This is a genomic window from Actinospica robiniae DSM 44927, assembly GCF_000504285.1.
In the GTDB taxonomy this organism is placed as follows: Bacteria; Actinomycetota; Actinomycetes; order Streptomycetales; family Catenulisporaceae; genus Actinospica; species Actinospica robiniae.
This window is the reverse complement of the sequence record NZ_KI632511.1, coordinates 1,686,317-1,708,913: the sequence shown is the minus strand read 5'-3', so window position 1 is coordinate 1,708,913 and position 22,597 is coordinate 1,686,317. Positions and strand designations below refer to the sequence as shown.

Sequence of the window (22,597 nt, the reverse complement as noted above, 5' to 3'; positions counted from 1 at the left end):
GCGCCCGCCTGGCTGCGTTGCCGAAATGCCCACAGACGAGGCGAGTATGAGGGCATCCCGGCGCCTTGCCAGACGAACGCTGGAACCGATTTCTCATGCAGCGAATTTCCGGATCGGGACACTAGACGACGTATTCCAATCGCCTGCGCGATGAGGTGAGGGGGTCCAAGCTCTGTTTTTGACGACAGGCCTGGACAACCTCATCATCGCACCTACGTGAAAATCGACGACGACCTTGCCGGAATCCGCCGAGTCGGTCGGCCGCCGCAGCTCACGGACAGCGAGCTCGTCTGCCTGGCCGTGGCCCAGGCGCGGGCCGGCTTCGCCTCCTACGGCTACTGCGCCTCCCACTCCCGATTCCTCTGGGGCCTTACTTCCCCCCATACCGATAGCGAGCCGGGCCACCCCACTCACCGGGCGACCGACGCAGCAGCTCGATCTCATCCCCGGCGAGCACCTCGCTCGCCGACACCGCATCCTCCGTCATACACCGAGCCCACCTACGCTTCAGGTCCCCGCAGCTCACCCGCAGCACACCCCCTCAGCGGCCGGGATCGGCCGGCTCAGTAAGGCAGGCGGCCGCTGGCGAGCGCACGGTGCGGGCCCATGCGTCGAAGTCGTCGCGCAGGTAGCCGGGGTCGACCGGTTTGAGCCGGATCCGCGGTCGCTGGTCGAGCCACCAGACCTCGAACTCGGTCCTCGTTCCGACCGTCGGCCACTTCGACACGTCCAAGGGCAGCATCAGCACATCGACGAGCCCGCCGACCGCCAGGCCCACATCGACCCCGATCCCGATGCCCCCGGGCCGCGGCACCCACACCACAGTCCCGGTCAACCGCTGGCCCAGCCTCAGATGCGACCTCAACTGCTCCCAGGACTCTTCGACCGCAGACACCTCGCCATCGTCCACCACCCGAGCGGATCGCGCACGCTGCGGACGTGATCGCCTCCCCACGCCGAAGGAGCCGATCCAACGCCGAACCGTACTCGCAGGCCTCATCAACGAGTGCCGGTCAGCATCCTGAAGCCCCAGGTCGCACCATCGGTGGAGTTCTCGACCACCATTACAGGGTCAACACGGTCCCGGCGGTCTGGTGATCAGGACGACAAGGGCCGTGTAACGGGAGACTGTGACGGCTCGTCAGTACGCCGTGTGGGCGGGGGAGTGGGACGCCCCGCACGGCTCAAGACCCGGCGCCTGGTCGAGGTTGGGGTCGTCGAGGCCAGGCCGTGTTCGGACGGGCGGGCGGCGCGAGAGCAGGAATCCGGTCAGTGCGGTGGCCAGGCCGGCCAGCCCTGCCGCCGCGAAGCCCCCCGCCGGAGCGGAGAGATCGATCGCTGCCCCCGCGATCGGGGCGCCGAGTGCGAAGCCCGCGCTCAGCGCCGATGACTGCAGGCCGGTCGCCTCACCCCGGACACCGGCGGGAGCGAGCCGGCTGACCGCGTCGGCCACGGTGGACAGGGTCGGCGCCGTGAACACTCCCGCACCGACGCCGGCCACGCACAACCAATGCCAGTCGTGAGCCAGCCCGGCCGGAATGGTCGCCACAGCGAGCAGTCCGAGCAGCAGCCACGTGGGCAGCGGCCGCGACCACGTGCCATACACCAGCCCGCCGATGATCGATGATGCGCCGTAGACCACGACGACCACGCCGGCCCAGGACACCTGGCCGGTGTCTTTGAGCGTGGCGATGATGGCCAGTTCGGTACCGCTGAGCAGCACCGTGGCGCCGAACGCCATCACCAGGACGGCGATCATGCCCTTGCCGAGCCATTCCCGGCGGCCGTGTCGGCCGGCGTGCTCGGCGCCCATCGCGTGATCGGTCCGCAGCACCGGGTCGAGCAGGGCGATCCCGACTCCACCCGTCGCGATCGCGGCGCCGGCGCCCCACACCATCACGTCGGGGGACAGCTTCGCCGCGCAGAGGATCACGATCGGCGGGCCCAGCACATACGACAGCTCGCCTTGCACCGACTCCAGCGCGAACGCGGCCCTGCGCTGCCCTGTCGTCGTGGCCGCGGTGATCGCCTGCCTGGTCACCAGTTGGGCCGGGACCATCAGCAGACCCGCTGCGAAGGCGGCGGGTAAAAGAACCGGATAAGCCAGGACGGGCACACACAGCCAGAACGCGACCTGCACCGCGGCGGTCAACAGCAGCACGCCGCGCGCGCCCCGCCGGTCGATCAAGCGACCGAGCAACGGCCCGCCCAGCGCCAATCCGGTGGTCAATGCCGCTGCGGCACTACCGGCTGCCGCGTAGCTCATATGCAGGCCCAGCACGACATACAACGTCAGTGTCATCATGTCAGCCGCGAGCGCGGCGCGGGCGATCAGCGAAACACTCAACAGCGACGCCAATCCCGGCACGGCAAGAACTTGTCGGTAACTGGTCACGCCCCGAGGCTAGGATGCCGCCGGGGCCATAGGAAGCCGCGAATCCGTTGTCGGCGGCATAATGGATGCTTATGGCAAGGGACCTTGAGACCGCGCTGCTGCGCTCGTTCGTCACCGCCGTACGGGCCGGCAGTATCAGCCGCGCCGCGACCGCGCTCGGGCATACGCAGCCTGCGCTCAGCCAGCAGTTGCGCAAGCTCGAGAGCACCGTCGGGCGTCCACTGCTTCACCGCTCGCCCTCCGGAGTCACACCGACCCGAGCCGGCGAGGATCTGCTGCCCTACGCAGAACGCATCCTGTCACTGTCCGAGCAGGCACTCACCGAAACGCGACGCGCGCTCACCGGCCACTGCGGCGTAGGCCTGCTCGAAGACCTTGCCCTATCCCAGCTCCCGCAGACACTCGCCGACCTCGCCCGGCTACACCCCGGCGCGAGGTTGGAGGTGCTCAGCCTGTCCAACGCCGAGATGCGCCAGGCCTATGACGCACGCCGCGTCCAACTCGTGCTCGACGCGGTGCAGGACCTGCCCGGGCCGCCACGCTGGACGGCACGTCGCCCGCTGGCCTGGGCCATCGGCCAGGGCGTGGACGCGACTGCTGATCCGCTGCCGGTGGTGTTGTTCTCGCACCCGTGCTTCTGGCGCACCTCATTGCTGGAATCACTCGAAAGCACAGGCCGGCGCTGGCACATGACGTTCGAAAGCAACAGCCTGGCTGGAGTTCTCGCCGCGCTGCGCGCCGGGCTCGGCGTCGCGGCCCTGACGGCTTCGAACCTCGAACCGGCCATGCTCGGCCACGGCCACGACACCCTACCTCCCCTACCCGACATCGAACTCGGTCTCTCCCGGCACCCGAGCGCCGACGGGGATCCGCTGGTCGACGCTGTGGAAGCCGCGCTGCGACGCATGATCTGAGCTGCGGGGGTCGACCCCCGGCGTAGTGCCGAGAAACGTCCGCTGCGCGTCATCACCGCCGGTCCCGTGCCCGTGGCCGCTCAGCGGACACGGGCACGGGGTCTGGCTGTGCGCGCTCGCGGTGCGCGCCTCAGGCCTCTGCGTTCCAGACGGCTCACACCTCGGCCTCGAACGCGAGCGAGGAGAAGACCGCGAACCGGGTCCCGGCGTTCACCGAGAAGCGGCGCGCGGCCCGCGCGGTGTAGTTCGCCAGCGCACGGTGGTCGATCTCCACGCCCTTGGGACGGCCGGTGGAGCCGGAGGTGTAGATGAGGTAGGCGAGGTCGTCCGGCCTCGGCGCCCGCGCCGCGTCGGAGCCGTCTGCGCCATGTCAGAGGCCTGGGCCAGGCAGTGCCGCGCGCCCGAGTCCGCGAGCACGTCGGCGAGCCGGGCGTCCGGGTGGTGCGGCTCCAGCGGCAGATAGGCGGCGCCCGACTTCAGGATGCCCCAGAGCCCTGCGATCGTCTCCGGGGTGCGGTGCGCCATCAGCGCGACCACCGACCCCGGTCCGGTGCCGAGCGCGGCCAGATGCGCGGCGACGGCACAGGACCGGGCGTCGAGCTCGGCGAAGGTCATCGAACCGCCGGGCCGGCGCACCGCCTCCGCTTCGGGGCGATCGTGACCCGCGGGGGCTCGGCGTCGGGGAGCAGTCCCCGCGCCCACGCGTGGTCGACGAAGGTGTCGTTGGGACACGGCGAGTAAGCGATCGTCAGCGGGGCGGGCATCAGTGGCCTGCCGGCCTGTTCCGGGGCGTCGTGCCCGCGATCAGTGGGCTCATGGCGTCCTGCTCTCCCTCCGCTTGAGCCGTCGTGGCCGGGCTCCAGCGAAGCACACCCGGCCGCGGCCGCGGCCGCACGAGCGGGCCGGGCCGGGACTGGGAGTTCCCCCGGAATCCGTGCTCAGGCCCGCCTCGTGGTCCGGCCGGCGCGGGAGCCGGCGGCCGGCACGGCGGCGAGCATCACGGCGCCCGTCATGATGAAGGCCGCGGGATACCCCGTGTGCCCGACCACGAGCCCGAACGCCGCCGGGCCGGCACCGTAGCCCGCGTCGAAGGCGAGGTTCCACAGCGCACTGGCGGTGCCGGCCTCGGCGGACGGCATGCGCTCGATCATCAGCGCGAAGGTGGCGTTCTGTACGATGCCGAAGCCCACGCCGAACAGGGACATCCCGACGAGCACGGCCACCGCGGAGGTCGGCCAGAGCATCGCGCCGAGCGCGAGCGCGGACAGCAGCAGGGAGGGCGCCAGCAGGCGGGCGTGGCCGTGGCGGTCGCCGAACCGTCCGGCCCACCACCGGCTGACGGTGGCCGTGAGCGACTGGGCCAGCAGGCCCGCCGCGGCCAGGCCGCCGGAGACGCCGGCGGCCAGCGGCAGGAAGGAGACGACGATGCCGGCGGCGACCGTGGTGGACGCGAAGATCAGCGCCAGCCGGATCTGCCCGCTGCGCCGGATGCTCTCCAGCAGCGGGGTGGGCTGCGCGTCCGCGGCGGCTTCGCGGGCGCCTCGGTCCTCGCCCCCCGGCAGCCAGGGGAGCCCGGCCAGCGGGACGAGCGCGGTGACCGCGGTCGCCAGGATGACCACGCTGCCGCCGAAGTGCCCGGCCAGCCAGACGCCCAGGGGTAGCGCGACGATGCCCGGCGCGGTGGCCACCACCCCGTACAGGCCCAGTCCTTCGCCGCGCCGTTCCGGCGGAAGCAGCATCGCGGTCAGCGCCCCGGCGACGACGGTGCTCAGGCCGAAACCGATGCCGCGGACGAGGCTGACCGCCACGATCACGCCCAGCGCGCTTCCGGGGTGCAGCAGGAGTGCCGGGACACCCAGCAGAAGGGCCCCGGCCACGAGCACGCTGCGGTGCGCGAAGCGCCGCATCACCACGGCCGAGGCGAGCTCCGCCACCACCGTGCCGGCCAGCAGCACGCCGGTGACCAGACCCGCGCCGCCGCTGCCGGCGGTCGCGGCGTACACCGGGGTGACCGAGACCAGCAGGTAGAAGCTGCTGAGCGCACAGAACTCGGCGAGGAAGACCAGTGCCAGCGGCCGGCTGACGATGCGCGCGGCGGCTTGGCCCGTGCCCGTCTGCGGCTGGGGATCCGTCTGCGTCAACGTCGTCATACCTTCGAAGGTAGGTCGGCAGGCGGAGCGCTGGTAAGGTCCAATTCCATGGCGGTCGAGTGGTCCGGTTTGAGTCCGGCGCTGCTGATCCGGCTGGACCGGGACAGCGGGCAGCCGCTGCGAGCCCAGCTCGAAGACCGTCTGCGCGAGGCGATCCGCGGCGGTCGGCTGCCCGGGGGCGAACGGCTGCCCTCCTCACGCGAGTTGGCCCGCGAGCTCGGCGTGTCACGCGGGCTGGTCCAGGACTGCTACCACCAGCTGCTCGCCGAGGGGTATCTGACCAGCCGCACGGGCTCGGCCACGCGCGTCGCGCGGTTCGCCGCCACCCGGCCGCCGTCGGCACCGGCACCGCAGCCGCCGCGACCGGCCCTCATCGCCGACTTCCGGGCCGGAGTGCCCGACCTGGCGAGCTTCCCGCGTGAGGACTGGGTCCGCGCGGTGCGCACGGCCTGCGCGAACGTGGCCAATGCCGACCTCGACTACGGCGACCCGCGCGGCCACGAGGTCCTGCGCCGGGTGCTCGCCGGGTACCTCGGGCGGGTGCGCGCCGCGGCCGCCGTGCCCGAACAGCTGATCGTCAGTTCCGGGTTCGCGCAAGGCATCAACCTCGTCCTGCGCGCCCTGGTCGAGGCCGGCATCCGGTGCGCCGCGTTCGAGGACCCCGGCTACGGCAGCGTCGAGAACAGCGAGACCCTGCGGGCCGCCGCCCAGCTCGGACTCCGGGTCGTGCACGTCCCCGTCGACGAGCACGGGATCGACGTCGACGCCCTGGCGGCCGGCGGCGCGCAGGCCGTCGTGGTCACTCCGGCACACCAGTCGCCCACCGGGGTCGTGCTCGCGGCCCGGCGCAGGCAGGCGTTGGTGGACTGGGCGGTGCGCGAGGACGCGTTCGTCATCGAGGACGACTACGACTCCGAGTTCCGCTACGACCGGGAGCCGGTCGGCGTGCTGCAGGGCCTCGCCCCGAGTCGGGTGTTCACGATCGGGACCGTCAGCAAGACGCTCGCCCCGGCCGTGCGCCTCGGCTGGATCCTGGCTCCGCCGGCGCTCGCCGCCGCGGTCGCCGCGCACAAGCAGGTCGGCGACCGCGGCTCGTCCACCCTGGACCAGCTCGCCCTGGCCGAACTGCTCGGCTCCGGCCGCTACGATCGGCACCTGCGCCGCATGCGCTCGCTCTACGCCGTCCGCCGCAGCGGGCTCGTCGACGCGGTCGCCGAGCACGCCCCGAGCGTGCGGCTGACCGGCCTGGCCGCGGGCTTCCACGCCGTCGCGCACCTCCCGCCGCATGCGCGCGAGCACGAGGTGGTCGCCGCGGCCCGCGAGCGGCTCGTGGGCCTGCACGCGATGGGCGGCTACCGAGCCGTCGACCAGGACGCGCCGGCGCAACTCGTCCTCGGCTTCGGCAACGTCCCCGAGCGCGCGATCGCTCCGGGCATCGCCGCCGTCGCCGACCTGCTGTGCTGAGGCAGAGCCTGTCGCCCCGCCCCAGTTTCCTGCGTCACGCGCGCTCTCCGACAGGCGAGCCACGTGTGGTCCCCGGTCCGCCGAGGGACGAACTCGATTCACCATGACGGAGCCTGCGGGGGACGGACCCGAGCGGAGAAGGCGGTGCGGCACCGCGTCGACGCCGGCACCACGCACCCCACGCGGCCGGGCACGCGGCAGTTGCGTGTCGCGGACGCTCGGCCGGCGGGTCAGGCCGAGGGAGCGAAGTACAGATCCACGGCCACGGACGTCAGGCCGCGGATCATGCCTATCTGATTCCAGGTCAGGCCGTACTCCTCCCGGTCGATCGCCGCGTTGCCGCGCAGAGCGATCGCGTCGCCGTCCGCCTTCTCCGCGCGCGCGGTGAACGAGAGCGGGCGGGTGGTGCCGCGCACGGTCAAAGTGCCCTCGACCTCGACGGTGTCGCCCTCCCGCGGCGTGATGCCGCGTGCGGTGAAGACGATGGCGGCGTGGTTCTCGGCGTCGAGGAAGTCCGCGGAGCGCAGGTGTTTGTCACGCATGGGCAGCCTGGTGCTGAGCGAGGCGGAGTCGACGGTGAGCGTGCCGGTGGCGGCGCCGCTCGGCGAGACCTCACCTTCTCCGCTCACCGAGGAGAACCTGCCTTTCACGGTGACCAGACCCCAGAATGTCTTGTGCCGGAACCTCACGGTGGAGCGGGCAGGGTCGAGTTGCCAGTGTCCTGGTTCGGGGGTGAGCGGCATGGCGGCCTCCGAGACTGAGGTGAAGCGGGATCGTCCGGATTCGAGCACTGCCAAGCTACCCGAGTCGCGCGGCTTCACGGCGCGTGCCCGCAGCCTGATACCTGCGGCGGGGGTGCGGGGATTTCGAATGTGGGGAGACTGCCAGAGTCGCCTGCTCCTTGGCGGCGGGCGATGCAGGGATCGAATCCACGACCTCTTCCTCCCGACGGGCACGCATCGGGCACGACGTCTCGTCATGCGGCCGTGAGCGCCAGTCGTCCGTCTGGTTCCTCGACAACCTTGACGTCGATCGTCGAACCTTCGTCCTCGAGCAGCCGGAGCGTGAAGTACGGAGACAAGTCCGAACAAGTCCGGCAGGAACGGCCAGCCATCCTGCTGGTCGTAGTCGAGCTGCGAGGCGAACGTAGCGGACGCGTGCCATCCGCCGGCATCGGCCGTAACGCTAAGCTCGACGTCGACGGATCCCAGGCAGGTGCTTCGGTTCGCCCACCACTCCAAGCGCGCGGGTCCTTCGTAGCGATCCATGCTGCGAGTACGGCGACTTCGCGGTTCGCTGGCGTGACCCCTCGATCCGAACTCAGTGCAACCCATGGGCAAATCAGGGCATACCCAAACGGGCTACCTCAGCTAGCGTCGGCCTGAACCGCTGATCGTCGTGCTCGTTGCTGTACTCGACTGCGGTACCGCCATGCAGATCTAGCGCGCCGTGCTTCTGGCGTGGCGCCGAGACCTTTCGGCCCGTGAGTCCCCGCGATTCACCGTTTGGCTGCTTCCCGACGGGCAAGCATCGGGCAAATCTAGAGTCTCGGCAGTTCGTAACCGTCATCCGGGTCCGCCTGTGCGGCGGCGGCAACCGCCTCGACTTCGGATCGGGTCTTCGGCTGGCGAAAGATGAACTCGTCCAGTCGTCGTCATCGTGCACGGTGGACCCCGCCTCCGGCGCCGCCCGCCGCGGCGGACTGAAGGGCATGCGGCGCGCCGGCTCGCCGCAGGTCGCAGGACTGGTTTGTCATGCGACGATGCGAACAGCCAGGCCCCTTCCACTACAAGACACGGTGCGCTTCCGATGCGCTTCCGGCCGGACGTGGCCCTCGGCGTGTGCTCTGCTCGTAGGACGATCGCGTGGATGACGAGGGCCAGCACCCTGATCCGGCGATCGCTACGATCCACGGTCTGGCCCCGACGTCGCATTCCCAGCTCCGGCGGCTTGTCAAACCCGACGTCGCCTTCCTCTTCGATTGGTCGCCGAACGCGAGCATGATCGCCGCGAGCGATGCTGTGGCCGAACTGATCGAGACCATGGATTTGAGCGTTGCCGAGCCGTTCGCCGCGGATGACGCCGCGCTGGCGGAGCTGGCCTTGCGAACGCCGACGCCCGGCCGGATGTCCCGGCCGGGCGCGTTCGACGTGCGACGGCTTACTCAGTGCTCTCGATCATTGCCCTGCTTCGGCACAGCGTGGCTGTGGTTCTTCAGTACCGCAGCGCCGCGCTTCTCCAGCGCCGTGGTTCAGTCGCCGTCGGCGGACGGGATGAAGGCGCCCGGCACGTCGTTGGGCGCGTAGATCTTGCTGTCGCCCGGGTACGGCTTGGTCCAGCCGTTGTTCTGGTAGTACGTGTAGCGGTTCATCTGCTCCGGGTTGGCGTAGTCCGGAACGGCGGTCGACCCGGTAAGGTGCTGCTGCTTGGCCCAGGACTGCCACTCGGCGGCCACCGACTTCTCGGCGGTCGGCACGCTGACGGCGGCGAGGTTCGCCTGGGCGACGGAGGCGGCGGTCTGGCCGGAGGGCACGTTCTCGCCGCAGGAGGGCTCGGTGGACAGGCCGAGGGTCAGCGAGGTCTGGTTCGGCACCGCGTTGAACGGCGTGTAGTTCGGCTTGTCGGTGAACGCCGTGGTCATCGGGGTGGCCGCGGAGTCGAGCTGGTTCATCGGCTGGATGCCGAGGATCTGCTCGATCGTGCGGACCATCGTGATCTGCGTGTAGTACTGGTCGTCGACCACGCCGTGCTGGGCCCAGGGGCTGATGACCTGGACCGGGGCGCGGTGGCCGTCCACGTGGTCGAGGCCGGCCTGCGAGTCGTCCTCGACCACGAAGATGACCGAGTCCTTCCAGTACTTGCTGTGCGAGATGGTGTCCACGATCTGGCCGAGGGCCAGGTCGTTGTCGGCGACCTGGGCGGCCGGGCTGGTCGGGCCGCCGGTGTGGTCGTTCGAGAGCCAGAACATGTTCAGGTTGGCCGGGCCGTTCTGCTCGAAGTCCTGCTTCCAGACCTGGGCCTTGTACACGTCCGGCACGGACAGGTCGAACTGCGGGAAGCCCGGCACCGTCACCGCGTTGAGGGACGGGATCGCCGAGCCCTCCTGGATCGGGTACGCGCTCGGGTCGCCGGTGGCGGCCATGGTCTGCGACTCGCAGTAAAGGTTCTGCCAGGTCGCGCCGGCCGGCTTGCTCTCGATCGAGTCGAACTCGCCGAAGTCCTTGACCGTGTCGCCCGCGGCCTCGGCCCCGGTCCAGATGAAGCCGGACTCCTGGTGGCCCAGGACGTCGCTCTCGGTGTCGTAGCTGCGCAGGTACTCGCCCGCGGAGGACTCGGTGTACTCCGGGTCGTCCGCCTGCATCAGCCAGTTGTGGCCCTCGGCCGAGTTCGTGCCGGCGTCGTAGAAGTTGTCGTAGAGGCCGAACTGGTCCGCCAGCGCGTGCTGGTTGGGGGTCACGGCCTCGCCGAACTGGGTCAGCGCCGGATCGCCGTTGCCCTGCGGCATGTCGCCGAAGACCTGGTCGTAGGTCCGGTTCTCCTTGACGACGAGGAACACGTGCTTGATCGTCGAGGGGTCGCCGATCTTCGCCGGCACCGGGACGGCCTTCTTCGCCCCCTTGCCCTGGGCGTACTGCACCGAGTTCTTGGTCCAGCCGTTGTACTGGAACACCTTGCCGGTGTAGCCGCGGATCGCCTGGTCGCTCGGCAGCGTGAAGTGGGTGACGCTGCCCGTGGTGTCGTGGGTGTTGTGGCCGGCCGCGGTGGTCGGACGCAGCGCGTCGATGCCGCGGGTGTTGGCCACCACGATCTGGTTGCCGTCCACGGCGATCTCGGCCGGGAAGTAGCCGGTGGGCAGCAGGCCCACGTAGCTGACCGGCTGCCGGGCCGAGGAGAAGCGGTAGACCGCCACCGCGTTGGCCCGGCCGAGGGAGACCAGCAGGTGGCCGTCGGCGGTCAGGGTGATCGCGTCCGGCTCGTAGCCGACCGAGGACTCCGGCCAGGGCTGGGTCGAGATCGTCTGCATCACCTTGCCGCGGGTGGCGTCGATCACCGAGACGGTGTCGCTGTTGGTGTTGGCCACGAAGATCGTCTTGCCGGCGGCGAACACCGCGGTGGGGTGCAGGCCGACGGCGATCTGGCCGACCGCCGCGGTCGGGTGCGCCGGGTCGATGACGCTGACCTCGCCGGTGGTGGAGGAGCCGGTCTTGCCGTTGGCCGGCACGGCGGTGCCGTAGGAGTCCATGGTCGTGTCGCCGGCCTGGGCGGTGCGCCCGCCCTCGTCGGTGACGTAGAGCTTGCCGCCGACCATCACCATGCCGCGCGGGGCGATCCCGGTGTTCCAGCTCTGCGTGATGGCGCCGCTCGCGGCGTCGATGGCCACGACCCGGTTCTGGCCGTTGACCGCCGCGTACACGGTCGAGCCGTCGGCGGAGAAGAGCGCCTTGGCCGAGAGCGCGTGCATCGCGCCGTCGGCCGCGATGGCGACGTTGACCGGGTTGGCCAGGCTGCCGTCCGCGTTCACATTGAACTTGGTGTAGCCGTCGGTGCGGCCGATCCACAGCGAGCTGCCGTCGGGGGAGTAGGTCGGCGAGGCCTGGCCGACGTCGTTGCCGCTGATCTTCAGGTCGGCGGTCGCGGAGTTCCCGATGACCTGCTGGACCGTGTAGGTGCGCAGGTCGATGATGACCAGCGCGACGCCGCCGTCGGTGACGGTGGCGGCCATGTGGCTGCCGTCCGGGCTGATCGAGGCGGCCATGATCTTGCCCTGGTTGAGCACCAGGCTCGAGCCGATCGGGTTGAGGTACTGGTCGTCCGGGAGCACCTGGCCCTGGTCGGTCTGCTGGCCGACCTGCTGGGTGCCGAACTGCTGGGTGGACGCGGAGCCGACGCCGGCTCCGGTCAGGACGAGCACGACGGAGGCGGCACCGGCCGTCCTCAGGCGGCTGCGGGTCCGGCCGGAAGTGGGTTCTGCTGTCTTGCCCTGCGGCAGCTTGCGTCGCGTTACCTGCATCGGTGGGATCCTCCGGTGGGTTTCAGGGGGTGGCAAGCAGGTCGACGTTCCCGTCGAACTGCCAGAGCGGGTTCGGCACGTCCCCGTCCGCGGTGTGCACCAGGAAGTAGCCGTTGACTTCCTTCGGTCCGTCGCCGTCGGCGATGTACCGTCCGTTCGGGGTGACGTCGAGCTGGTAGATCGCCTGTCCGGTGAGCGCGGCGCCCGGAACGTGCCAGGAGACGGTGCAGCGCCAGTCGTCGCCGGGACCCTCCTGCGCCGAAAGCCCTTCGGCCTTGACGCAGGACGCTGAGGCTTGCAGCTGCGTTTCGGTGACCGGCGGACGGTGCAGCTGCTGTTCCTGCAGGCGGTAGAGGTGCGCGAACTCGGTGGCGAGCGAGCGCTGAAGACCGGCCTGGTCGATGCCGGAGCCGGTGGCCCCGGTCGCGCCGGCGATCACGCCGGCGCAGAGGGCGAACACGCCGATCAGCGGCAGCGCGCCCATGGCCAGGGCCTTGCGACCGGATCCGTCGTGGGTGAGGTTGGTGAAGTCGCGGCGGACGAACAGCAGGTATGCCAGCGCGGTCGCGGCCGCCGCCCAGATGAGGCTGACCGCCACGCCGATCAGCAGCGGACTGAGTTGCTCCGGCTCGGCGAACAGCCCGTTCCAGGAGATGAAGGCGTAGCCGGGCAGCGCGAGCCGTACCGCGACCGGCAGCGGCAGCATCTGTGCCACCTGCATGCCGAGCCCCACGATGACCGGCAGCAGCAGGCCCATCGGCGAGCGGCCGAGCGCGACGGAGCCGAGCAGCCCGATGCCGGCCAGGGCGAGGGTCGGGGCCAGCGCGCAGGCCCAGGCGAGCAGGATTCTGCCGGCCGCGTCTCCGGCGGCGAGGGTGTGCCCGTCCAGGCCGATCAGCGGGTGGCTGCCGGCCGCGATGAGCCCACCGACCAGGCTGGAGGCGATGAGGCCGGCCACCAGCAGCACGATCACGCTGAGGCTGGCCAGGGCTTTGGCCGCGAAGATCCGCCGGTGCGAGCGGACGGCGACGAGCAGATGGCGCCAGGTGCCGAGCCGGTCCTCGGAGGCGAACACGTCCCCGGCGACGAGCGAGGTGATCAGCGGCAGCCCCCAGGTGCCGGAGAATCCCAGGGCCACCAGCGGAGCGGCCCACGCGGTGGCGTGCAGTTCGCGGCCGAACAGGGTGTCCGAGGGCAGATTCGCCTGCTGGTCGATGCCGATGACGACGATCGCCGGGCCGAGCCAGCAGATCAGGATCAACAGGCGCGTCCGCCACGGAGAGAACTGCTTGACCAGTTCGAAGCGCAGCACGCGGTGGACCGGAACGGCGCCGGCGGTCTGATGTCCGGAGGGCGGGTTCTCGGCCGAGGGGGCTTCGGCGACGACGGCGGCCATCAGTTCTCTTCCTCCTGCTCGGTGAGGGCGAGGAACGCGGCCTCCAACGGAGAGATCACCGGGGCCAGCTCGCGCACGGCGACGTCCGCGCGCACGAGCCGCGCCACCGCCTCGTCGAGCGCGCTCACCTGCGCGCTCAGCACGATCACCGCCGGGTCGTGGCGGTTGACCCCGTCGGAGCCCGACAGCACCCGGATGCCGGGGACGTCCCCGGCGACGGCGCGCGCACGCTCCGGATCCGAGGTGCGCAGCCGGTAGTCCAGTTCGCGGTTCTCGGCCGAGAGCTTGGCCAGCGGGCCGGAGAAGACCACGCGGCCGGTGGCGAGGATGGTCACCTCGGAGCACAGCGCCTCGAGGTCGTCCATCCGATGGCTGGAGAGCACCACCGTGGTCCCCTCGTCGGCCAGCCGGCCCAGTACGCCGCGCACGTGCTTCTTGCCGGCCGGGTCGAGGCCGTTGGACGGCTCGTCGAGCACCAGCAGCCGCGGCCGGGTGAGCAGCGCCGCGGCCAGGCCGAGCCGCTGGCGCATGCCGAGCGAGAAGCCGCGGACCTTGTCGTCGGCGACCTCGGTCAGCCCGACCTGGTCGAGTGCCGCCTCGATCCCGGTGGAGCGCGCGTCCCGGTGACGCAGTGCGGCGAGCGCGGCGAGGTTCTGCTTCGCGGTGAGGGTGGGGTAGAGCCCGGGGCCGTCCACGAAGCCGGATACGCCGTCGGGCGTGGACAGCGCCCGTCCGACCGGGGTGCCCAGGATCTCCAGCCGGCCCTCGTCCGCCACGGACAGCCCGAGCAGCAGGCCGAGCAGGGTCGTCTTCCCGGCTCCGTTCGGCCCGACCAGTCCGTGGATCCGGCCCTGCGCCACGTCGACGTCGATATGATCGAGTGCCACGACATCACCGAAGATCTTGGTGATGCCGCGGCCTCTCACTGCCACAGTCATGTCCTGGGTCCCCTTCTCACACGGCTTTCAGAAACCTAGGCACGCCGCGTGACGATCAGCCTTGATATAACTGAATCCAGGGGGAACGTGAGGGGTCGGGGCGTGGAAGCCGGCATGCTCGAAACCTTCGACGCCCGCCCGGCCCAAGCCCACGGCGGGGACCTCGGACACCTCGAGTTCCTCCAGATCCTGTGCGACGACGAGATCGCCGCCGCGAGGCCCAGAGCATGGCCCGCCGCCTGGCCGCGCCCGCTTCGAGACCGCCGCCACCCTCGAAGGCTTCGACTTCACCGCCTCCCCGAAGCTGCCTGCGGTCCAGATCCGCGACCTCGCGGCCCTATGCCGGCTGCACGCCGGCGAGTCCGTCCTGGTCTACGGTCCCGTCGGGGTAGGCAAGACCCAGCTCGCCCAGGGCCTGGGCGATTTCGCGGTGCGCACCGGCGCAGAGGCCCGTTTCCACAAGACCAGCAAGCTGCTGGCCGACCTCGCCGGCGGACACGCCGACGGTACCTTCGCCAAGCGCCAGGCCGCCCACGCCAAGCCCGCCGTGCTCATCCTCGACGACTTCGCGATGCGCGAGTTCACCGCCCAGCAGGCCGACGACCTCTACGAACTCGTCTCCCAGCGCATCACCGATCACGCATCCCTGGTCATCACCGCCAATCGGGCGGCCCAGGATTGGTACGGGCTGTTCCCCAACCCGTCGTCGCAGAATCCTTGCTCGACCGGCTCATCAACACCAGCCACCAGGTCTTCATGAACGGACCCAGCTACCGGCCCAACAAGCGGCCCAAGGCGAAGACCCGATGCCCACCGCCCAGCCGCCGACCTTCACGGGTGCGTGGAAGGAAACTTCGGAGTGTCAGCGACCGCGCTTCTTCCGCGAGGTGACAGACAGGCCGCAGAGAAACACGAAGGCCATCCAAGGCCAGAAGAAGACTGAGCTCGCCAAATCGGCGACCAGCACCGCGGCCACGACCCTGGCGCCGAGAGCTCTCGGGGGCAGGGCCAGGGCCATCCAGCCCCAGCACACCACGGTGAACACTGCGGCCAACCCGAGCGCCAGCACCAGTGAGCCCCATCGATCCGCAGCCGCGAACTTATCAGTCCCCGACGTCGAATCGCGACTACGGCCGGTGAACGCCTGACGGAAGCCGACGACCGCGAAAATGGGGCCGACGAACGGCACCGACACCAATATGCGCCTCCGCGAGGCGCCCAGCCGACTCCCTTGACCCGTTCCCGAGGTCCCCACCATGCCAAGTCTGCACGAAACGCCCAGTGCATGCCAGGAGCTGCCCTTCTGTGCATGACCCGGCGCATGCCAGTGAGCGAGCCCTGATCCCGACAAAACCCCGAGAAAGGAGGAGGGCGTGGGGAATTACGCCGTCGTTCCCCTGAGCACCGGAAACGGCGATATCGCCACCGCGCTGGCGAAGGCACAGGACGCCAGCCGGGACGCGCTCGCCGAGATGCGCCGCATCATCCGGGGCATCTACCCGCCGGCGCTTGCCGAAGAGGGCCTGATCCCGGCGCTGGGCCTGCTGGCCGACCGGATGCAGGTCCCCGTCCGGCTGCGCGTCGAGCGGCCCGCGGCGACACCGGCGTCCGTCGACGCGGCCTGTACTTCTCGATCGCCGAGGCGCTGACCAATGTGTCCAAGCACAGCGGTGCCACCGAGTGCGGCATACACCTGAGCTGGGACGAGAACGACGGCCAGACGTACGTGAGCGCCACCGTGACCGACAACGGACACGGTGGCGCCGATCCGGCGGGTGGCGGCGGCCTGGCCGGAATCGAGAGTCGGATCGAAGCGCTCGGCGGCGCGGTCAGCGTCGCGAGCCCGCCCGGCGGACCGACCTCGGTACGGATGGAGTTGCCATGCGAGTCGTGATCGCCGAAGACGACACCCTGTTGCGTGAAGGCATCGCGGCGCTGCTGCGTGCCAGGGGATCGACGTGGTCGCCGCGCACCCCGACGCCGACGGTCTGGACGAGACCATCGCGCATTTCGATGCGAGTCTCGCCGTCATCGACGTGCGGATGCCGCCCACCTACATCGACGAGGGCCTGCGGGCCGCGATCAAGGTCCGTACCCGCCGCCCGGGCTTCCCGGTACTCGTGCTCTCAGCCCACGTGGAGACCCGATACGCCAGTGACCTGCTGGCCGACGGCGCCGGAGGCGTGGGCTACCTGCTCAAGGAACGGGTCGGCGCCGTCGAGGACTTCCTCCGCACTGTGGAGCGCGTGGCCGGCGGCGAAACCGTCCTCGATCCGGAGGTCGTCGGCGCCCTCATGCGGCGCGGCCGAAGCCCCCTCGCTGCCCTCACCGCACGCGAACGCGACGTGCTCGAACTAGTCGCCGAGGGCGACCGCAACGGCGAGATCGCGGCCAAGCTGCACGTCACCGAGACCGTGATCAAGCACCGCCGGGCCGGGATGCTCTCACCCGTCGACCACGAGCAACGCTACCACTTTACTGGTCAGTGTCCTGACTCCCCTACCGCACTCATGTCCATAGCCGCATGAAACCCGGTATCTACGCCCCGGGTGCCACCTCAGCCGCGCCCGAACCCGCATGCTCCGACCTCGACGCGCGCTCCGGGGGGATCGACATCGATCCCGAACTGGACGCTACGGCCGACCCGGCGTCAGACTCACTCTGGACTGACTTCTACAAGGTGGTGCGGACGGTCGTGACCGATCCGGTAGTCGACGAAGTCGGCGAGGATGCCGTTGTCGGAGCCTTCTGCCTCTGACCCGGGACACCGGGCGGCAGAAGCAGGGCACGAGACAGGAGGTCGATCGCCGATGCTGCGGCGCGAAGCAGACGGGGTTGCGTGGTACCTCGCCCGCAAGGGGTACAGCGACACCCGCCCGCCCGGGCGGGTGCTGGAGCTGCGTTGGACCTGCCGGACAGGGCAGACGGCGATCGGCGAGCACCTGGTCGGCGTCGTCGAGGACATCCAGCGCGCGATGGCTCGGATCGCCCTGCCGGTAGAGGTCGAGCGGCTGTCCATCGGGTTGGGCACCGGCGCCGCGGAGGAGCTCCCGTACTCCGCGGCCGGTCTCTCGCAGCTGGTCGAGCAGCTCGCGTTGGACGCTTCGGCCCGGGTCACCGTCGTGCTCGGCGCGCCGCCGCGGGACGGCAGGCGGACGATGCTCGATCTGAGTCTGCACACCAACTGGTGGGCGAGTGCGGTGTGGAGCGGGCGGCTGGCTCCCGGCTTCAACGCGAGCGGGGTCAACGAACTCGATCCGCTCGTGGACGCCGAGGCGAACGCGTGGAGCGTGGCGCTCGCGGAGATCTGCCACCGTACCGACGCGGTGTGGGGATCGGTCATGCTCGACTACGAGGTCAGAGAATACACCGCGTACGAGCTGTATTTCGGCATTCAGGAAAAGGACGGTGAAGCCCGCGCGGACGAACATCCGCGAGGATATCATTGGGCGAATATCCTCTCAGCCGGGCATATCCGCGTACTCGGCGGCAGATCCGCTCTCGAGAAGCGATGCGCTGAACTGGGGCTTGACGCGCTCCCCATCGCCGACGAGGAGGAGGGCGCGATCCTTGTCCGCGATCCGCGACCGATCTCCGAGTTCGACGATGAGCGTCTCGGCGCGATGCGCGAACTGCTGGACCCGATCCTCCTCCACGAGCCCTATCACTGGTACGCCGGCGCCCCCCTGCGCGTGTTCAAGGAGCCGGGCACCGCGTTCCGGCCGATTCCGCTCGATCTGGATCCCTGCCGATCGGTCTTCGACGACGACGAACAGCCCGATGACGATGACTACTGAGCCTCAAAGCACGGTGCGGTAAATGCTGACGGGTGGCTGGGTTTCGTCTACTGATCTGGGCCCGTTTCATTCTCTCTGGTGGCCCCGGCTGGGTGATCTGCCCCGCTTGTTCGGGTGGCATCGATAAGAACTGCGGTAGAACGCTGGCGGATGGCGCCGTTGGTGTCAGTCGCTGGTGTCGGCCGGCTGAGCCGAATCCTGGCCAAGCTCATAGGCTTCGCCATCGTCGCCTTGGAGCCGAGCACTCATGTCTGAGGCCACTCGTATTAGCGCGTCCGTGACGGGTTCATAGAGCGTCTCGTCACGCCCATAGGGCTTGTTGACCGTGATCTGCCCATCCCGCCACCACAGTAGGAGTTCAATGCCGCCGGGGACGTCGAGGGCAACATCTGGTCCGACGGGCCGGAGGTCTTTCCGCTGGTCGACTAGCGCCAACCATTCGGCCTCGCTGATCGGGTGCTGGTCGCTCTCGAACCACAGCTCCGCCCGGGTGATGTGCAGGTCATACCCCATGCTGGAAAGGCTATCGCGCCGCCGTCGCTGCGGGTTCGGGCTGTAAGCTTGGGAAGCAGAGTACCCACACTCGCGCTGACCTGTGCACTGGTCAGCGGTTCGATGCGGAGTCGATCTCCCGTGAGTCCCCGTGATTCACCGTTCGGCTGCCTCCCGACGGGCACGCAACGGGCACGGCTTGGTCAGTAAGCTCTGAACATGACCGATCCGTACAGCATCGATGTGCACGCCATCGCTTCGCGTCAAGAGTTGGCCGCCTTCATCGAGGCGCTCAGCGAGGACTTCGCCGCCAACGCCGATGCGTGGGAGAACGTGTCTGTCGGTACATACTTGAGCGCGCTATCCCGGTGGCTCGGGTCGGCCGACTCCTGGGCGAAGAACATGACCCGCTTCCAGCCAGATCTGTGGATAGACCCAGAAGCACCGTCGTGGCAACTGTTTGCCGCAGCGCTGCGTGCCGCGCGGACGTACGAGTAGGTGCACCTTGTCGGCGTGACCCCCTCGATGCGAACTCGGCGCAACCCCTGGTCAAACCCGCGCATACCCGAACGAGACGCGTCAGCAAGCGTCGACCTGGACCGCTGAACGTCGGTCCTGTTGCTGTACTCCGCTGCGATACTGCCGTAACGCGCTCAAGCGTCAACTCCGAGGTTCTGGAGAACATCTCGAATCCACACCTGCTGAGCGGGATCAGCGGAAGCCGCTATTCGGTCAAAAATCTCGGCAAGCTCTCTGCGCTCAGAAGCGCCCATCTGATCAAGCTCGTGGCTCATGTCCTCTAAGGCATTCACCGCCGCATGTGAGTCCATGCCGAACTTGGCCGCGTCCTCAAGCATCGCCACGGCAGAGAGCAAGGCCTTCACGAGATAGTCCGCCACCACAGGCTTTCCACGTCCCTACTCCGACCGAACCGAGCGTCATGGGCCGCAGCCTATATAGCGGGGATGATCCGAGTTGACCCGCCACCACCCTCCCAACCGCAGCCTCCCCCGCCATCCATCCCCGAGGCGGTCCGCCGGAGGCGTTGCCTTTCGTTCTTCGCCTCGGTCGCTGTGTCCGGCTGCGTGGCGTCGTCCAGGTCGTCGCATTCCTCGAGAGTCGGCGCCGACGGCTCCGGCCGTGGTGCTCCCAGGCGTGCGGTGGTCAGTCCTGCGTCCGTGTGTCTGTCTGGTGCTCGTGTCCTCGCGGGAGCTGGCGCGCCGGCGCACGCGCGGAACGCAGGCGTGGGTCCGGCGGTGCCAGGCTCCCGCGGTGGCTTCGTGGCATCCGTGACCCCGACGACTTCGGGCAGCCCGGCCGCTCCTGCGGCTTCGCCTCGGTGAGCTTCCCTGTGGTCGTGGTCGTCGGTTGGCTGTCTCTCGTCGGGAGCTCGTGCGCGCCCAACGGGCGCGCCTTGATCCTCGTAGAGAAAGTTCTGCCCACTCCCGCGCGTCACTCCTTGTCCGGTTCCGGTTGATGCCTGACAGTGTGGCTTCGGTTGATGCTTGACACCGCTTGTCCCGGATCTCAGGCTCCGGGCTCGTGCTGGTGGAGTTGAGCGTGGTCGAGCAGCGGTATCACGCGGTCTTGGAATTGGCCGCCGGATTGTCGGTGACTGAGGCCGAGACACGATGTTGCGGCGTCGCTATGGTCTAGTCATGGACAAGCGCTCGCTCGTCGTGTTCATCGCGATGCTGGCCGTCACGGTAGGAGTAAATTTCCTTTTTTTCAGACACCAGGTCTGGCCACGGCTGGCGGTAGACGTCGGCATTGCCGTGGTCTTCGGGACTGTCTACGTCAGGTTCCTCAGGCAACGCTGATCGAGTCACCTTCCCGCTTTGGATCTCGGGTCCCCGTCAAGCATCGCCAGGAGCCGAAGCGTCAACCATCACCTGGGACCTGACACCGCGCGTCACTCCGCGCGAGAGATCGTCAGTACGTCCACTGCTGGCCGGTTCCGCGATACTCGGTGACTGGGATGGGCTGGGTGCCCGGTCGCATCCGATCGCGGCAGAGCACGCCGAAGAGGTGGTCCACCTCGTGGGCCACGAGCCGGGCGAGCCCGTCTTCGAAGATCGTGATGTGTCGTTGCCCGTTCACGTCCTGGTGCTCGACCTGGATACCGCGTGACCGGGGAACCATGCATCGGACGTCGAAGAAGCTTAGGCAGCCCTCGTACTGCTCGTCCTCCTGGTCGGCCTGCTCGTGATCCTCGGGTTGAACAGCGTGATGGTCTCGCCTCTGCCCGGCGTCTTCACGATCGCTACGGCTCGATCAATGCCGATTTGCGGGGCCGCGATGCCCATGCCCTTGCCCGAAGATGTGGGCGGCACTGACGCGCTCGGCTGCTGAGTTGAGTTCGGCCACCACGCGGCGCGCGTCCTCTGCCTCGGCCGGGAAGTCGAACGGCCGGGCTGTCTGGCGCAGGAACGCGTCACCCTCCTGCAGAATCCCGAGTGATCGCATGGTTTCGCTCGCGCTGGTGGCCATGGTGCCTGTCTTCTCGTCGTGCTCTGGGCGCGCTCGGAACCTCCATTCGAGCCGGTAGCGTGCGTCGAGGTGAATCGGTCCGCTCGTCAGTCCTCATGGCCCGGCTTTCGCCCGGCGTCGCATCTCGAGGTAGCCGCGTTCGGCCGCCGCCTTCGTTGCTTGAGCGAAGTCTCGCCGCTTGAACTCGGGGCCGGGTTCGCGGTCCTCCGTGCCGTCCGTCTGCGGTGTCGGCGGGGCGATTCGGGACGCCTGGGCGTCGCGGGCGACTTCGGTGAGCAGTCTGAATCCCGTCGCGAAGGACCTGCCTTTGCACTCCCAGATCGACTCGGCCGCGAATGGGTCATCGAGCCGCTCGGCGCGCACGATCGGGCCCGTGTCCACGCCCTCGTCGACGAAGTGCACGGTCGCGCCGGCGGCGCGGCGGAAGTATTCGGCGTCTGCGCGGGCGGCGACTTGTTCGATGGCGAACATGCCGCGTGCGTGCGGCAGGACGGCCGAGTGGGCGTTGAACAGCATGCCTGCGGTTGTCTTGATCCACCAGCTCGCCAGCAGCCGATCCAGGAAGACGAATCCGTGCAGCCTCTCGTGCGCCTGGCTCATGGCCGTCAGCCACGCTTCTGCTCGTGCGCTGTTCAGGTCGTGGCCTAGGAAGGTTGCCGTGCCGGGGTCCAGGGCGGTGACCGGCCGCGCCGGTATGCCTAGCAGCTTGACCATGGCGAAGTCCGTGTCGCCCGCGTCGGGGTAGAGGGCGAGGAGTTCCCTCTGCTCCATATCGCTCAGCTCTCTGCGCCCGTGCAGGCGTTCGTGAAACGACGCGCGGTTTGCGAGCACTTCTTCGGGCAGCGGGTCCGCGCGCAGTGTCACGCCGAGGAATTCCGGGTCCGTGCCGAACTCGTCAAGCCACTGGTTCACCAGGTAGCCCGAGTGGAAGGTGTTCTCGGTGAGCAGGAAGAAGGCCATCATCCGTCCTCAGGGTTACAGGCGCAGGCCGATTCCCAGGTCGCGGGCCACGTGGAAGACCGGTTCGGCCACGGCGAGGTCGAGTACTGACATGCCGAACGGGTTGCTCAGGATGACGTCGGTCTCGGACTTGCGGCCCGGTACCGCGCCGGTGAGCACCTCCCCGAGCGTGCCGTCCACGCGCCGGGCGCCCGCTCGGGGGACGGCCTCCGGGTGGGCCTCGCCTTGCGGGCTCAGCAGTTCGCCGGCCCGGTACATGCGTCCGAGCAGCCTTCGCTGGCCGCGCTGACCAGGCCCCAGTCGTCGACGAGTACCATCGCGGCGGCCTCGACGACGTCGGGCATCGCGTCGTCGAGTGAGACGTGGGCGAGCAGCGCGCCGGGCTTGAGCCACGCGTACGGCAGGTAGCCTTCTGTGACCGTGGTGACGGGGACGACGAGGTCGGCCCGCTCGACGCAGCTACGGGCGTCGGCGGTCACCGTCACCTTCAACCGGTGGCCTGCCGTCGTGTCGCGCAGGGCCTGCGCCAGCGCTTTCTACGCCGACACACTCGGGCAACTGCCCGAGACGATGGCGGACCCCGCGGTCTA

The 22,597-nt window shown here is 69.3% G+C and carries 25 protein-coding genes and 5 pseudogenes; 12 read left to right on the top strand and 18 right to left on the bottom strand.

What is annotated here, in order from left to right; translation table 11 throughout:
• Positions 1 to 178: 178 nt before the first annotated feature.
• A pseudogene (locus tag ACTRO_RS50840) lies at positions 179 to 331 on the top strand (IS982 family transposase); the annotation flags it as partial.
• 210 nt (positions 332 to 541) lie between these two features.
• Here the strand turns inward: ACTRO_RS50840 and ACTRO_RS43000 are convergent.
• Both ACTRO_RS43000 and ACTRO_RS07345 read right to left on the bottom strand, forming a co-directional pair.
• Positions 542 to 895: a hypothetical protein gene (locus ACTRO_RS43000; protein WP_157435902.1), complete on the bottom strand. Its 354-nt coding sequence runs from the start codon at positions 893 to 895 to the stop codon at positions 542 to 544.
• A 246-nt stretch (positions 896 to 1,141) separates the two neighbouring features.
• Complete coding sequence (locus ACTRO_RS07345) at positions 1,142 to 2,395, bottom strand: MFS transporter (protein ID WP_084316054.1); 1,254 nt, start codon at positions 2,393 to 2,395, stop codon at positions 1,142 to 1,144.
• A 71-nt stretch (positions 2,396 to 2,466) separates the two neighbouring features.
• On the opposite strand from ACTRO_RS07345, the gene ACTRO_RS07340 reads away from it, so the two are divergent.
• Positions 2,467 to 3,309 (top strand): LysR family transcriptional regulator, encoded by an 843-nt coding sequence (locus ACTRO_RS07340; protein WP_034262200.1) that lies wholly within the window; start codon positions 2,467 to 2,469, stop codon positions 3,307 to 3,309.
• A 154-nt stretch (positions 3,310 to 3,463) separates the two neighbouring features.
• Here ACTRO_RS07340 and ACTRO_RS51345 read toward each other — a convergent pair whose 3' ends face one another.
• The 4 genes and pseudogenes from ACTRO_RS51345 to ACTRO_RS07335 form a co-directional block, all read right to left on the bottom strand.
• A complete protein-coding gene (locus ACTRO_RS51345; protein ID WP_084316052.1) occupies positions 3,464 to 3,619 on the bottom strand; it encodes an AMP-binding protein in 156 nt (51 codons plus the stop codon).
• A 110-nt stretch (positions 3,620 to 3,729) separates the two neighbouring features.
• Positions 3,730 to 3,924 (bottom strand): annotated as a pseudogene (locus tag ACTRO_RS51340) (AMP-binding protein); the annotation flags it as partial.
• Positions 3,925 to 3,959: 35 nt separating this feature from the next.
• Positions 3,960 to 4,073 (bottom strand): annotated as a pseudogene (locus tag ACTRO_RS50835) (1,4-dihydroxy-6-naphthoate synthase); the annotation flags it as partial.
• Between the two features lie 174 nt (positions 4,074 to 4,247).
• Positions 4,248 to 5,459: an MFS transporter gene (locus tag ACTRO_RS07335; RefSeq protein WP_051450459.1), complete on the bottom strand. Its 1,212-nt coding sequence runs from the start codon at positions 5,457 to 5,459 to the stop codon at positions 4,248 to 4,250.
• 48 nt (positions 5,460 to 5,507) lie between these two features.
• Here ACTRO_RS07335 and pdxR point away from each other — a divergent pair, with 48 nt between their 5' ends.
• Entirely contained in the window at positions 5,508 to 6,923 is a 1,416-nt protein-coding gene (gene pdxR / locus ACTRO_RS07330; protein WP_034262197.1) for a MocR-like pyridoxine biosynthesis transcription factor PdxR, read from the top strand.
• 230 nt (positions 6,924 to 7,153) lie between these two features.
• Here the strand turns inward: pdxR and ACTRO_RS07325 are convergent, their stop codons facing one another.
• The gene (locus ACTRO_RS07325) at positions 7,154 to 7,666 is read right to left on the bottom strand and encodes a YceI family protein (RefSeq protein ID WP_034273588.1); all 513 of its coding nucleotides are present in this window, start codon (positions 7,664 to 7,666) and stop codon (positions 7,154 to 7,156) included.
• Positions 7,667 to 8,788: 1,122 nt separating this feature from the next.
• Between ACTRO_RS07325 and ACTRO_RS07320 the strand changes: the two genes are divergently transcribed.
• A complete protein-coding gene (locus ACTRO_RS07320) occupies positions 8,789 to 9,229 on the top strand; it encodes a hypothetical protein (protein ID WP_034262194.1) in 441 nt (146 codons plus the stop codon).
• Here the strand turns inward: ACTRO_RS07320 and ACTRO_RS07315 are convergent.
• Genes ACTRO_RS07315 through ACTRO_RS07305 form a run of 3 tightly spaced genes read right to left on the bottom strand, consistent with a single transcriptional unit; the run spans position 9,175 to position 14,268 of the window.
• Positions 9,175 to 11,934, bottom strand: coding sequence for a bifunctional YncE family protein/alkaline phosphatase family protein (locus tag ACTRO_RS07315; protein ID WP_034262192.1), 2,760 nt, complete (start codon positions 11,932 to 11,934; stop codon positions 9,175 to 9,177). The two genes, ACTRO_RS07320 and ACTRO_RS07315, sit on opposite strands and share 55 nt — an antisense overlap.
• A gap of 22 nt (positions 11,935 to 11,956) precedes the next feature.
• A complete protein-coding gene (locus tag ACTRO_RS07310) occupies positions 11,957 to 13,330 on the bottom strand; it encodes an ABC transporter permease (RefSeq protein ID WP_034262189.1) in 1,374 nt (457 codons plus the stop codon).
• Positions 13,330 to 14,268 carry an ABC transporter ATP-binding protein gene (locus tag ACTRO_RS07305; protein ID WP_034262186.1) on the bottom strand — a complete coding sequence of 313 codons (939 nt, stop codon included), beginning with the start codon at positions 14,266 to 14,268 and terminating at the stop codon, positions 13,330 to 13,332. Before ACTRO_RS07305 ends, ACTRO_RS07310 begins: the two co-directional genes overlap by 1 nt.
• 114 nt (positions 14,269 to 14,382) lie before the next feature.
• Here ACTRO_RS07305 and ACTRO_RS50830 point away from each other — a divergent pair.
• A pseudogene (locus tag ACTRO_RS50830) lies at positions 14,383 to 15,159 on the top strand (ATP-binding protein).
• Here the strand turns inward: ACTRO_RS50830 and ACTRO_RS07295 are convergent.
• Positions 15,131 to 15,463 (bottom strand): hypothetical protein, encoded by a 333-nt coding sequence (locus ACTRO_RS07295; RefSeq protein ID WP_034262184.1) that lies wholly within the window; start codon positions 15,461 to 15,463, stop codon positions 15,131 to 15,133. The pseudogene ACTRO_RS50830 and the gene ACTRO_RS07295 sit on opposite strands and share 29 nt — an antisense overlap.
• A gap of 178 nt (positions 15,464 to 15,641) precedes the next feature.
• On the opposite strand from ACTRO_RS07295, the gene ACTRO_RS42995 reads away from it, so the two are divergent.
• From ACTRO_RS42995 to ACTRO_RS07275, 5 genes are all read left to right on the top strand, one after another.
• A complete protein-coding gene (locus ACTRO_RS42995) occupies positions 15,642 to 15,917 on the top strand; it encodes a hypothetical protein (RefSeq protein WP_051450458.1) in 276 nt (91 codons plus the stop codon).
• 5 nt (positions 15,918 to 15,922) lie between these two features.
• On the top strand, positions 15,923 to 16,162 hold the full coding sequence (locus ACTRO_RS42990) for a sensor histidine kinase (RefSeq protein ID WP_051450457.1): 240 nt from the start codon (positions 15,923 to 15,925) through the stop codon (positions 16,160 to 16,162).
• A gap of 64 nt (positions 16,163 to 16,226) precedes the next feature.
• On the top strand, positions 16,227 to 16,796 hold the full coding sequence (locus ACTRO_RS07285) for a LuxR C-terminal-related transcriptional regulator (protein WP_051450456.1): 570 nt from the start codon (positions 16,227 to 16,229) through the stop codon (positions 16,794 to 16,796).
• The gene (locus ACTRO_RS07280; protein WP_034262180.1) at positions 16,793 to 17,026 is read left to right on the top strand and encodes a hypothetical protein; all 234 of its coding nucleotides are present in this window, start codon (positions 16,793 to 16,795) and stop codon (positions 17,024 to 17,026) included. The genes ACTRO_RS07285 and ACTRO_RS07280 overlap by 4 nt, the downstream gene beginning before the upstream one ends.
• A gap of 52 nt (positions 17,027 to 17,078) precedes the next feature.
• On the top strand, positions 17,079 to 18,065 hold the full coding sequence (locus ACTRO_RS07275) for a hypothetical protein (RefSeq protein ID WP_034262176.1): 987 nt from the start codon (positions 17,079 to 17,081) through the stop codon (positions 18,063 to 18,065).
• A 165-nt stretch (positions 18,066 to 18,230) separates the two neighbouring features.
• On the opposite strand, the gene ACTRO_RS42985 is transcribed toward ACTRO_RS07275, so the two are convergent.
• Entirely contained in the window at positions 18,231 to 18,578 is a 348-nt protein-coding gene (locus ACTRO_RS42985; RefSeq protein WP_051450455.1) for a hypothetical protein, read from the bottom strand.
• A 198-nt stretch (positions 18,579 to 18,776) separates the two neighbouring features.
• Here ACTRO_RS42985 and ACTRO_RS07265 point away from each other — a divergent pair, with 198 nt between their 5' ends.
• The gene (locus ACTRO_RS07265; RefSeq protein WP_034262173.1) at positions 18,777 to 19,055 is read left to right on the top strand and encodes a DUF7660 family protein; all 279 of its coding nucleotides are present in this window, start codon (positions 18,777 to 18,779) and stop codon (positions 19,053 to 19,055) included.
• Between the two features lie 155 nt (positions 19,056 to 19,210).
• Here ACTRO_RS07265 and ACTRO_RS07260 read toward each other — a convergent pair whose 3' ends face one another.
• Complete coding sequence (locus ACTRO_RS07260) at positions 19,211 to 19,456, bottom strand: hypothetical protein (protein WP_157435898.1); 246 nt, start codon at positions 19,454 to 19,456, stop codon at positions 19,211 to 19,213.
• A 759-nt stretch (positions 19,457 to 20,215) separates the two neighbouring features.
• On the opposite strand from ACTRO_RS07260, the gene ACTRO_RS48000 reads away from it, so the two are divergent.
• Entirely contained in the window at positions 20,216 to 20,377 is a 162-nt protein-coding gene (locus ACTRO_RS48000; protein ID WP_169739846.1) for a hypothetical protein, read from the top strand.
• Positions 20,378 to 20,489: 112 nt separating this feature from the next.
• Here the strand turns inward: ACTRO_RS48000 and ACTRO_RS49530 are convergent.
• The 5 genes and pseudogenes from ACTRO_RS49530 to ACTRO_RS42965 form a co-directional block, all read right to left on the bottom strand.
• Positions 20,490 to 20,863 (bottom strand): annotated as a pseudogene (locus ACTRO_RS49530) (peptide deformylase).
• Complete coding sequence (locus ACTRO_RS48760) at positions 20,832 to 21,047, bottom strand: hypothetical protein (protein ID WP_051450453.1); 216 nt, start codon at positions 21,045 to 21,047, stop codon at positions 20,832 to 20,834. The pseudogene ACTRO_RS49530 and the gene ACTRO_RS48760 overlap by 32 nt, the downstream one beginning before the upstream one ends.
• 93 nt (positions 21,048 to 21,140) lie before the next feature.
• Entirely contained in the window at positions 21,141 to 22,010 is an 870-nt protein-coding gene (locus ACTRO_RS07250) for a formyltransferase family protein (protein ID WP_051450452.1), read from the bottom strand.
• 12 nt (positions 22,011 to 22,022) lie between these two features.
• A complete protein-coding gene (locus ACTRO_RS42970) occupies positions 22,023 to 22,265 on the bottom strand; it encodes a hypothetical protein (protein WP_051450451.1) in 243 nt (80 codons plus the stop codon).
• Positions 22,241 to 22,525, bottom strand: coding sequence for a hypothetical protein (locus ACTRO_RS42965; RefSeq protein ID WP_281177962.1), 285 nt, complete (start codon positions 22,523 to 22,525; stop codon positions 22,241 to 22,243). Before ACTRO_RS42965 ends, ACTRO_RS42970 begins: the two co-directional genes overlap by 25 nt.
• Positions 22,526 to 22,597 lie beyond the last annotated feature (72 nt).